The organism is Nocardia sp. CC201C (assembly GCF_030010695.1).
Lineage (GTDB): Bacteria > Actinomycetota > Actinomycetes > Mycobacteriales > Mycobacteriaceae > Nocardia > Nocardia otitidiscaviarum.
Genome location: NZ_JASCXP010000250.1, coordinates 1 through 10,696 on the forward strand (window position 1 = coordinate 1; position 10,696 = coordinate 10,696).

Sequence of the window (10,696 nt, forward strand, 5' to 3'; positions counted from 1 at the left end):
CGGCCATTCGACTTCGCTCATGCCAACGCCTCCTGTGGGTCGTCGATCTTCCAGGCAGGCTTGCGCAGACGCAGGAACAGGTACGGGACCACCAGCCCGACGATGCCCGCGCCGAGCCCGACGAGCAGCACGTAGCCCAGCGGACTGCCGCTGCCGTACTCCGAGGGCGGGACGAATCCGATGAGGAAGGCCGCGAGCGAGGAGGCGATGCCGACGCCGCACAGCGCGACCAACATGGGGGCGCGGTATCCGCGCGGATGATCGGGCTGGTCGCGGCGCAGGCGCACCGCGGCCACGTACATGATCAGGTACACCTGCGTGGTGATCACCGACAGGATCCAGTAGGCGCTGGACACGTCGGGGATGAAGGCGTAGAGCAAGGCCAGCAGCGTGGTCACCACCCCCTGTACGACGAGCATGTTCTGTTGCACCCCATGCTTGTTCACGCGGGTGAGCACCGGCGGCAGAAACCCTTCCCTGCGCCCGATCAGCAGCAGTCCCTTGGACGGCCCGGCCAGCCAGGTGAGCATGCCGCCCAGCGCCGCCGCCACCAGCATGACGCCGAGAATCGGCGTCAGGAAACCGATGTGGAAGTGGTTGAAGAATCCGTCGAACGCCTGCATGACGCCCGCGGTGAGGCTGAGGTTCTTCGACGGCACCACCCAGCTGATCACGACGGCCGGAACGATGAAGATGGCCAGCGCCAGCAGTACGGCCAGCGCCATGGCCCGCGGGTACTCCTTGTCGGGATTCTTCAGCGAGGACACGTGCACGGCGTTCATCTCCATGCCCGCGTAGGACAGGAAGTTGTTGATGATGAGCACCCGGCTGGCCAGCCCGGTCCAGGCCGGGAGTAGATGTCCGGCGTCCATGGGCGCGGCCGGTTGGTTGCCCTGCGCCAGGAAGACGAAGCCGAGCGCCACCAGCAGCGCGCCGGGTATCAGCGTGCCGATGACCAGTCCCGCACTCGACAGTCCCGCTACGGTTTTGGTGCCCTGCGAGGAGATGTACACCGCCGCCCAGTAGATGGTGATGATCACGATGGCCGCGTACCCGCCGTTGGCGGCCAGCGACGGGTCGATGATGTAGGCGACCCGCCGCCCGCCGACCGCCAGCACGAGACCATCATGCGCGCGGTGCTGCGCCACGGCTTCAGCGTCGACATGATCGACCTGCTGCTCGCCGATCTGGAGCGCGGCATCGCCCAACTGCGCGAGAATCCCCGATCCACCCCGCTCACCCGGGCGGACGTGGGCGGCTTCACCCACTCGGCCACGGCGGCGGTGCCGACGTCGAATACCCGTGGGTCCGGCTCGACGCGATAGCGGAACGCGCCGTCGCCGGGCGGGCACGCCGATGCCGAACGTCCCGCGGGTCCGGCTCGAAGCAGTAGCCGGAACCCACTGGTACCGGGCGGGTGCGGCGGCGCGACCGGCCACCGCACCCGCGGGCGGTGCGGGTCAGCGGTCGGCCAGGCCGACCTTCTCCAGCACCCAGGCGAACTCGAACGCGACTTCCTTCCACTTCTCGTAGCGGCCGGAGACGCCGCCGTGTCCGGCGGTCATCTCGGTCTTGAGCAGCAGTTGGCTGTCGCCGGTCTTGGTGGCGCGCAGTTTCGCGACCCACTTGGCCGGTTCCACGTAGAGCACGCGGGTGTCGTTGAGGCTGGTGATGGCCAGGATGGCCGGATAGTCCATCGCCGCCACGTTCTCGTACGGCGAGTACGACTTCATGTACTCGTAGACCTCTTTGTCCGCCAAGGGATTTCCCCACTCGTCCCATTCGATCACGGTGAGCGGGAGCGAGGGGTCGAGAATGGAGGTCAGCGGGTCCACGAAGGGGACGTTGGCCAGGATGCCCGCGAACAGCTCGGGCGCGAGATTGGCCACCGCGCCCACCAGCAGGCCGCCCGCGCTGCCGCCGTCGGCGATCATGCGGTCGGGCGCGGTGATACCGGTCTCCACGAGATGCCGTGCGCAGGAGACGAAATCGGTGAAGGTGTTCTTCTTGGTGAGCGTCTTGCCGTGCTCGTACCACAGCCGGCCCATCTCACCGCCGCCGCGCACATGCGCGACCGCGAACACCATGCCGCGATCCAGCAGCGACAGTCGCGCCACCGAGAAGCCCGGATCGATGCTGGCCTCGTAGGAGCCGTAACCGTAGAGCAGCAGCGGTTTCGGGCCGTCGCCGAGATCCTTGCGCTTGACGATGGACACCGGAATGCGGGTGCCGTCCGACGCCACCGCCCACACCCGATGCTGCTCGTAGTCATCGGCCTGGAAGTCGCCGAGCACCGGCTGTTCCTTGCGCAGCAGCATCTCCCCGGTGGCCGGCACGTAGTCGAAGATCCGCATCGGCGTGATGAAGGAGGTGACCCCCATGCGCAGGGTCGGCTGCTCCCACTCGGGATTGGAGCCCAGCCCGGCGGCGAACAGCTCCAGGCCGAACTGGATCTCGGCGAGTTCGCCGTAGCCGTCGGCGGTCAGCGGCCAGACCGCGACGCGCGGCAGCGCCTCACGGCGGTAGGACAGCACCAGTTTGTCGGAGAAGGCGTCGACATCCTCGAGCCGCACATCGTCGCGGTGGCCGATGAGGATGCGCTGATTCGCGGGATCGTCGACCGGGGCCTCGGCGAGTACGAAATTCTCCGCCTTCACGCCGTCGACGACATCGTTGTGCAGGATGAGCAGCCGGTCCGCGCCACCGATGACGGCGTGCTCGGCCGAGTACTCCACGCCCTCGCGGCGCGGCATGAGCACCCGGAACTCGCCCTCGGGCTGGTCGGACTCCAGGATCCAGCCCTCGGTGGTGATCTTGGAGCCGACCCAGATGACGAGGTACTTCTCCGAGCGGGTGGCGCCGATGCTGACCCAGTAGCGCTCGTCGGGCTCGTGGAAGACCTTGACATCGGCGTCCTGGGCGGTGCCCAGGCGGTGCCGCCACACGGTGTCGGGCCGCCAGGACTCGTCGACGGTCTGGTAGAAGACGTGGGTGCCGTCCAGCGACCAGGTCGCGCCGGGCGCGGTGCCCGGAATCTCATCGGCCAGCGCCTCGCCGGTCTCCAGATTCTTGAAGCGCAGCACGTAGCGCTCGTCGCCGACGGTGTCGACGGAGTAGGCCAGCAGATCGCCCGCGTGGCTGATGGAGAACGCGCCGAGGGCGAAGAAGTCGTGCCCCTCGGCCAGTTCATTGCTGTCCAGCAGCACCTGCTCGCCCGGGACCTCGGTATCGACCTCGAGTCGCGGCGGGGTCCAGTCGTCCCGGTCGCCGATCGGGCAGCGGCAGTGCACGCCGTACTGTTTGCCCTCGAAACTGCGCGAGTAGTACCACCAGTCGCCCATGCGCGTCGGCACCGACAGATCTGTCTCCTGGGTACGCGACTTGATCTCGTCGAAGATCTTCTCCCGCAGCGGCCCCAACTGCGCCGTCTGCGCGTCGGTATAGGCGTTCTCCGCCTCCAGGTACGCGATGACCTCGGGATTCTCCTTGTCCCGCAACCATTCGTACTCGTCGGTGAACACATCACCGTGATGGACGCGCTCCGCCGGAACCCGCTTCGCGATCGGCGCGGTCACCACGGATTCGGAGGTCGTCGCTGCGCTACCACTGTCCAGAGCCATGCGATCCACCGTAGTGCGCAACTCCGTCCGCCCGGCGCGCACCCGGCCGTCGCGCTCAGGCCACGACGGCTCGGACCCGGAGTGCCGACGGCTAGCGCAGCCGACGACGGCCGTTACCGGCCAGATGGCGATTCTGCTCGTAGAGGTAGAAGACCGCCGCCTTGCGTCGTGCGCATTGATCGGTCGGGCACGTTCGATGGATTCGCAGAATGCTCTGTGCCAATTCGATGGTGAAGCGACCGGGCACTACCTCACAACTATCGGAGATGGGGGCTGCTCGCTGAGGGGACCATGGCGTGCGCACCATACCTCCTTCCTGCCGACACAAGATGGAATATCCGATCCGAGCAACCGGCAAACCCTGGCAGTATGAGTGCGACCCAAATCACCGTCCGGTACCACCACGCACAGGAGTCCGAGTGGAAGCCAAGAACCGCGAGATCGAGCCCGATGCCGTATGGCGGCGCAGCACCGACACCGGCGACGGTGTCGAGGTCGCCTTCCTGGCCAGCGGAAATATCGGATTGCGCAATTCCGCCGACCCGGACGGCCCCGTGCTCATCTTCACCCCGGGCGAGTGGGCGGCCTTCGTGGCCGGTGCCAAGGACGGTGAATTCAACCGCCCCCGAAACTGATATCCGGGTGGATCAGGCTCCGATCGCCGCGGCGATGGTCGGCCACGAGGAGTGCAACGTGTCCTTCCAGTACGACCAGGAGTGCGTCCCGACCGGGCTGTAGTCGACACGGGCCGGAATGCCCAGCTCCCGCAGCCGACCCTCGAACGCGGTCACGCAGGCGTTCACGCCGAATTCGATGGGTCCGCCGAAGAAGATGTTCTCCGGCAGCTGGGGTTTGATCTCGAGTTCGTGCGGACCGGGCAGCCCGGTGCCGGTGGACAGGTAGATGGTCTTGCCCCGCAACCGGTCCGCCAGCAGCGCCGGATTGTGTTCCGCCCACGCGGGGCTCGAGACCGGACCCCACATATTGAACGGATTGCCGCCGCGATTGGCGATGGAGAACAGCATCGCGCCCTGGGCGATGGAGGTGTCCGGGCAGGCGCTGTAGCCCGCCACCGCGCGATACAGGTCCGGCCGCCGCGTCGCCAGCATGAAGGCCGCGTTGCCGCCCATGGACAGGCCGCCGATGGCGTTGACGCCATTGCCCGCGAAATGGCTGTCGATGATCGGCGGCAGTTCCTCGGTGAGGAAGGTTTCCCAGCGGTACCGGCCAAACTTCGGGTCGTCGGCGATCCAGTCGGTGTAGTAGCTGGCCTGGCCGCCCATCGGCAGCACGACATTGACGTTCTTGCCGCGGAAGAACGGTTCCGCGTCGGTGGCGTTGGTCCAAGTGCTCTGTGCCGCACCGGGATCCAGGCCGTCGAGCAGATAGTAGGAGGGCCGGGAGCCGCCGCCCGCCGGGTGCAGGACCTGCACCTGGATCTCACGGTTCATGGCGGCGGACCGGATGAAGATCGCCGAGCGCGTGGGACCGAGGTCGTCGATCCGGACGACCTGTGCCGCGCTCGCGGTTGCCGGTTCGGCCAGCACCGGACTGAGCAAACCGATGGCGACCGAAAGAACGGCTGCCGCAACGGCTCTACGATACATATCCCCACCTCCGTCAAGCCCACCACAAGAGGGGTTACACGTTACCCATACGGATGCACCGAGGGGTGAGAACAGCGATACGGCGTGTCTTTGGCAAACCACATGGTATGCATGTGGTAATGCCGTCCGGCTATGGCTTACAGCCGATCCAGCGCGCCCCGAATCGAGCCCGCGAGGTAGTCCAGATCCGCACGCTGCGGCGTCGTCGGCCGCCCGCGCAACCCGAATCCGTCGCCCGGCGTGCGGGGAATCACATGCAGATGCACATGGAACACCTCCTGCCCCGCCGTCACGCCGTCCGCGAGGAAGAAATTCACCCCGTCGCAGCCGACCTCCGACTCCCGCAGCGCCGCGGCGAGACGCTGGCCGACCTGAAACAGCTTCCCGCCGACCGCCGGATCCAACTCCGCCAGACTCTTGGCCGGAACCTTCGGGATCACCAGCAGATGTCCCGGAGTGAACGGCCGAATGTCCATGAACGCCAACACATCGTCGTCGGAGTACACCTGGGACGAGGGTGCGCGGCCGGCGACGATATCGGAGAAGATCGTGTACGGATTCATGCCCGGCAGCCTAGAACCATTGCCTACCGAATACGTTCTCTCGCTTAGAGAATCGGCGACGGCGTGTAGCGCGCCGCCTCGGGGTGGGCGTCGACCAGCTTCTGCACCTGGGCGATGACGTCCGCCGTCTGCGCCTCGGCCGCACCGATGAAGGCGGTGCGATCCGCGAGCGCCGCGTCCAGGGCGGCGCGGTCCAGGGGCATCCGGTCGTCCGCGGCCAGGCGATCCAGCAGGTCGGGTTCGCGGCCCTGCTCGCGCATGGCCAGCGCCACCGCGACGGCGTGCTCCTTGATGACCTCGTGTGCGGCCTCCCGGCCCACCCCGGCCCGCACCGCCGCCATCAGAATGCGGGTGGTGGCCAGGAACGGCAGGTAGCGCTCGAGTTCGCGTTCGACGACCGCCGGGTACGCGCCGAATTCGGTCAGCACCGTCAGGAAGGTCTCCATCATGCCGTCGATGGCGAAGAAGGCGTCCGGCAGCGCGACCCGGCGGATGACCGAGCAGAACACATCACCCTCGTTCCACTGCGCACCCGCCATCTCGGCCGCCATGGAGCCGTAGCCGCGCAGCACCACCTGCAGGCCGTTGACCCGCTCGCAGGAGCGGGTGTTCATCTTGTGCGGCATGGCCGACGAACCGACCTGACCGGGCTGGAAGCCCTCGGTGACCAGTTCGTGCCCGGCCATCAGGCGAATGGTGTGCGCGAACGACGACGGCCCCGCGCCGACCTGTACCAGCGCCGAGAGCACATCGTGGTCGAGCGAGCGCGGGTAGATCTGGCCGACACTGGTGAACACGGTGGCGAAGCCGAGGTGGCGCGCCACCTTCTGCTCCAGCTGCGCCAGTTTCGCGGCATCGCCGCCGAGCAGGTCCAGCATGTCCTGGGCGGTGCCCATCGGGCCCTTGATGCCGCGCAGCGGGTACCGGTCGATCAGCTCGCGCAGGCGGGTGAGCGCGATGAGCAGTTCGTCGGCGGCGGAGGCGAAGCGCTTGCCGAGCGTGGTGGCCTGGGCCGCCACATTGTGCGAGCGGCCCGCCATCACCAGCGGCTGGTACTGCGCGGCCCGCTCGGCCAGCCGCGCCGCGACGGCCACGCCGTGCGCGTACACGTGCTCGAGCGACAGCCGGATCTGCAACTGCTCGACATTCTCGGTGAGGTCGCGCGAGGTCATGCCCTTGTGCACGTGCTCGTGCCCGGCCAGGGCGTTGAATTCCTCGATGCGGGCCTTCACGTCGTGGCGGGTGACGCGTTCACGCTCGGCGATGGACTTCAGATCGACCCGGTCGACGACCCGCTCGTAGTCCTCGACCACTCCGGCCGGAACGTCCACGCCCAGTTCGGCCTGGGCGCGCAGCACCTCCAGCCAGAGCCGCCGCTCGAGCACGATCTTGTTCTCGGGCGACCACAGGTGCACCAACTCGGGGCTGGCGTAGCGGGTGGCGAGGACGTTCGGGACAAGACTCACGTCGAGTGAGTCTAGTTAGCTCGGTGGCGGCTGCCGAACCCCGGCTCACCCGCGCGATCCGACCCCGCGATCTCACCGATGCGCACGCCGGTCGCCATCGGGCTCCGGCTCGCCCGCGCGGTGGAGCCGCCGTCTCACCGGGCACGCCGAGCCCTGATTCCGCGTCACACCGGCGGCGCGACGATGTCGATGAGTTCCAGCAGCGCTCCCCGGGCCGCCCGCCGAGGTTGCGGGTCGAGTTCGCCGAGCGCCGTCACCACCGCGCCGTCGACCACCGACACCAGCCGTCGTATCTGTTCGGCCCGCACCACCCGATCGGACCGCCGCAGCACGTCGGCGAGCAGCTCGTCGAGCTGCGCGCGTAGTCGGAGCTGTACCTCGCGTAGCTCCGGGTGGCGGGCGGAGGCGACCGATCGCTCGTAGCGGGCGATCAGCTGGCCGCGCGATTCCGCGTCCTGGTCCTGCCCGTCCGGGCACACCAGCAGGTCGAGGATCAGCTCGACGGTGGCCTCCGCGCCGCGGCGGCGGTGGGTCACCTCACCGACACGGCGGCGCATGTTCTCGAGTTCGGCATTGCCGGAGAACTCGACCGCGCGCGCGATCAGATCCTCGAGGGATTCGAAGTAATACGTCGTCGAGGCGAGCGGCAGATCCGCGCGCGTCGCAACCGAGCGGTGTCGTACCGCTTCGAACCCACCCTCGAGTAGCAACTCGGCGGCAGCTGCAACCAGCGCTTGGCGACGCCGTTCGCCTTTCGGAGTCGTCGCGGTGATCACCACGTCATCGTGCCAGTCATCATCGGTTCATCTGTGCCAAATGGGTGCGATCTGTGTGTTTTCCAGTTCGGATGGGCTGCCGACGAGCCGTGCGGAATTCGCATTACAACGGTTGTACCGCATCGGCGAAGGATGGGGGGCGAGTCCGGAAAGTCTTTGCGGGACATCGCCGCTCGGCTCCGCTCGCCGGACCGGTCGGGATCGCTCCGGCAAACTCACGGCATCACTCCGCCCGGCCGCGCGTCAGCTCAGATGGGTTTCCAATCGCGCCAACGCCTCTTCGATATCGGCCGTGGCTCCGGCGAAGGAGAATCGCACCGTGTGCAGACCGTTACGGGTGTCGAAATCGATTCCCGGGGCGAGGGCCACACCGGTGCGGTTCAGCACCTCGGTGCACCACGCCATGGAGTCGTCGGTGAGGTGTGCGATATCGGCGTAGGCGTAGAACGCGCCGTCGGCCGGAGCCAGGTCGGTGATGCCGAGTTTCGGCAGCCCCTCCAGCAGTAGCCGACGATTCTCCGCGTAGCGGCGGACATGCCCGTCGAGTTCGGCCTTGGCCTCCGCGCCGAAGGCGTGCACCGCCGCGTACTGGGAGATGGCGGGCGGACAGACGGTCATATTCGAGGCCAGCCGCTGCAGCGCCGGGCGCAGGTGCGCGGGCGCGAGCATCCAGCCCAGCCGCCAGCCGGTCATGGAGAAGTACTTCGACACCGAGCCGATGACCACCGAATTCCGGGAGGTCTCCCAGGCCGAGGCGGTCGGCTCGGTGTCGGCGTAGACGATGCCGTGGTAGATCTCGTCGGAGATGAGCAGCGTGCCGTGCTCGTCGCACCAGCGGGCCAGCGCGGCCAGCTCCGCCGCGTCGATCATGGTGCCGGTCGGATTGGCCGGACTGGCCACGATCAGGCCCGCCGGGGGCTGCGGCAGCGCCTCCACCATGGCCACGGTCGGCTGGAACCGGGTCTCGGGACCGCAGTCCAACTCCACCACCTCGCACCCCAGCGCGGTGAGGGTGTTGCGGTAGGCCGGATAGCCCGGCCGCGCCACCACCACGGTGTCGCCCGCGTCGAAGGCCGCCAGGAAGATGAGCGTGAACGCACCCGACGATCCGGTCGTCACCACCACGTCCTCGGCCGTCGCGTCCACCCCGTAGGTGTCCCGATGATGGCCCGCGATGGCCTCGCGCAGCGTCAGGATGCCGAATGTCTCGGTGTAGCCGAGCAACTCACGTTCCATGGCCGCCTTGGTGGCCCGCAGCACCGGCCGCGGCGCCGGGGTGGACGGCTGCCCCGCCGCCAGCACCAGCACATCCCCGTGTGTCCGGGCCCGCTCCGCTGCTGCTTTCCAGACGTCCATCACGTAGAAAGGTGGAATGGTCGACCGGCGAGATTCGATACGCACTCGACAGACGGTAGAGCACCCGCTCCCCCGTCGGTCCCGCAATCCCCGCCGGAATGGCTGAGCAGAACACCGTGTCGGGGGGACACCACATCGACCAGGAGGTCACAACGCCCGTCGCAGCGGACACCGCCGAGCCCGGCGAACCTCGCCCCGGGCGGGGTGACGCCGTGGTCGGCGCCGAGCGCACGGCGACGAACCACGTCACCCGTGCGGACGACCGTCCCGCACCCGTGGACACGGACAACAGCGCACCCCGCGATGACAACGGCCTCGATCCACGCGACGGCATCGCCCAGCCCACATCCGCAGGCGGCACCGGTCGCCAGGCCGATGCGGCGGAACCCCCGCCCACGACCAATCGCGTTCCCTCGACCCACAACGCGCTGGTGCGCACGGCTGAGCTGCCCACCACCGGTAGCACATCGGAGGATGCCGATGTGGAAGCCGAAGGTCCGGGGGCCGAGGCGGGCATCGAGGCACGGGCGACAGCGGTCGATCCCCGGTCGGCCGTCGCGGCTTACACCAGCGGCACCCCGACAACAGCGAAAAGCGAAAGGCGTACCGGTGTCGCGACGGTCCCCGCGGCTGCCGGGAACGGCGCGGAGACCGGAGACAGCGCAGCGGCCGATGACGACGCGGCAACGGCAGCGGGGAGCGACACACGAACCGGCGGCACGGCGGTCTCCGCGACAGCCGAAGGTGACACGACAGCCGGGAACGACACCGCAACCGGAGACGAGCTCTCTCAGGGGGGTCGGCTCGCGGAGTTCCGGGGTGGTCGGTTCGTACCGGGGCTGCGCGCTGAGGTGGCGCGGCGTGCCCCGGGAGGTCGCGCGGATGCGCGGGGTGCGGCCGCGTGGCGACGCGTCGCGGATCGGGTGGCGGCGGACGTTGCGCGGGTGACGAGTGCTCGCCACGACGAAGGGCGCGTGCCCGGAGCCGTCGGCGCGCGGATGCGGGCCGAGAGCGCACGGCTGTGGCGGGCGATGCCCAAGAGCCGCGAAGAGATGCGGGAGTTCGGGCCTCGGGTGCGGGCGCAGGCGCGGCGGCAGGCGCCGGTGGTGCGGGCGGGGGCGGGGGCGCATCGGTATCTGCTGGCGGGGATGGCGGCGGTGCTGGTGTTCGCGGGGGCCGACAGTCCGCTGGCGATCATTCCGGTGGACGCACCGGCCGAGCCCGGGGTGGCGCTGCGGGTTCCGACGGCCTATCCGCTCCAGGTGGCGGCTCCGGCGGCGTCGACCAAGCGCTACCTCGACGCCATCG

At 68.5% G+C, this 10,696-nt stretch carries 9 protein-coding genes and 1 pseudogene; 3 read left to right on the plus strand and 7 right to left on the minus strand.

Features of this window, described 5'->3' with window-relative positions; translation table 11 throughout:
• Nucleotides 1-17 precede the first annotated feature (17 nt).
• Nucleotides 18-1,118 (minus strand): APC family permease, encoded by a 1,101-nt coding sequence (locus QK444_RS23480; protein ID WP_282783721.1) that lies wholly within the window; start codon nt 1,116-1,118, stop codon nt 18-20.
• Between the two features lie 9 nt (nt 1,119-1,127).
• Here QK444_RS23480 and QK444_RS23485 point away from each other — a divergent pair, with 9 nt between their 5' ends.
• Nucleotides 1,128-1,325, plus strand: coding sequence for a hypothetical protein (locus tag QK444_RS23485; RefSeq protein ID WP_282783723.1), 198 nt, complete (start codon nt 1,128-1,130; stop codon nt 1,323-1,325).
• Nucleotides 1,326-1,460: 135 nt separating this feature from the next.
• Here QK444_RS23485 and QK444_RS23490 read toward each other — a convergent pair whose 3' ends face one another.
• Complete coding sequence (locus QK444_RS23490) at nt 1,461-3,620, minus strand: S9 family peptidase (RefSeq protein ID WP_282783725.1); 2,160 nt, start codon at nt 3,618-3,620, stop codon at nt 1,461-1,463.
• Between the two features lie 419 nt (nt 3,621-4,039).
• On the opposite strand from QK444_RS23490, the gene QK444_RS23495 reads away from it, so the two are divergent.
• The gene (locus QK444_RS23495; protein WP_029926432.1) at nt 4,040-4,255 is read left to right on the plus strand and encodes a DUF397 domain-containing protein; all 216 of its coding nucleotides are present in this window, start codon (nt 4,040-4,042) and stop codon (nt 4,253-4,255) included.
• A gap of 12 nt (nt 4,256-4,267) precedes the next feature.
• Here the strand turns inward: QK444_RS23495 and QK444_RS23500 are convergent, their stop codons facing one another.
• From QK444_RS23500 to QK444_RS23520, 5 genes are all read right to left on the minus strand, one after another.
• Nucleotides 4,268-5,227, minus strand: coding sequence for an alpha/beta hydrolase family protein (locus QK444_RS23500; protein WP_282783727.1), 960 nt, complete (start codon nt 5,225-5,227; stop codon nt 4,268-4,270).
• A 137-nt stretch (nt 5,228-5,364) separates the two neighbouring features.
• The gene (locus QK444_RS23505) at nt 5,365-5,790 is read right to left on the minus strand and encodes an HIT domain-containing protein (RefSeq protein WP_282783729.1); all 426 of its coding nucleotides are present in this window, start codon (nt 5,788-5,790) and stop codon (nt 5,365-5,367) included.
• Nucleotides 5,791-5,834: 44 nt separating this feature from the next.
• On the minus strand, nt 5,835-7,256 hold the full coding sequence (purB, locus tag QK444_RS23510) for an adenylosuccinate lyase (RefSeq protein ID WP_282783731.1): 1,422 nt from the start codon (nt 7,254-7,256) through the stop codon (nt 5,835-5,837).
• A 164-nt stretch (nt 7,257-7,420) separates the two neighbouring features.
• A complete protein-coding gene (locus QK444_RS23515) occupies nt 7,421-8,032 on the minus strand; it encodes a TetR family transcriptional regulator (RefSeq protein WP_029926424.1) in 612 nt (203 codons plus the stop codon).
• 243 nt (nt 8,033-8,275) lie between these two features.
• Entirely contained in the window at nt 8,276-9,433 is a 1,158-nt protein-coding gene (locus QK444_RS23520; RefSeq protein ID WP_282783734.1) for a pyridoxal phosphate-dependent aminotransferase, read from the minus strand.
• Between the two features lie 53 nt (nt 9,434-9,486).
• Here QK444_RS23520 and QK444_RS23525 point away from each other — a divergent pair.
• A pseudogene (locus tag QK444_RS23525) lies at nt 9,487-10,696 on the plus strand (hypothetical protein); the annotation flags it as partial.

Coding starts and splice junctions, on each gene's coding strand:
- QK444_RS23485 (WP_282783723.1), top strand. CDS start 1,128: ATGCGCGCGGTGCTGCGCCACGGCTTCAGCGTCGACATGATCGACCTG.
- QK444_RS23490 (WP_282783725.1), bottom strand. CDS start 3,620: ATGGCTCTGGACAGTGGTAGCGCAGCGACGACCTCCGAATCCGTGGTG.
- QK444_RS23500 (WP_282783727.1), bottom strand. CDS start 5,227: ATGTATCGTAGAGCCGTTGCGGCAGCCGTTCTTTCGGTCGCCATCGGT.
- QK444_RS23505 (WP_282783729.1), bottom strand. CDS start 5,790: ATGAATCCGTACACGATCTTCTCCGATATCGTCGCCGGCCGCGCACCC.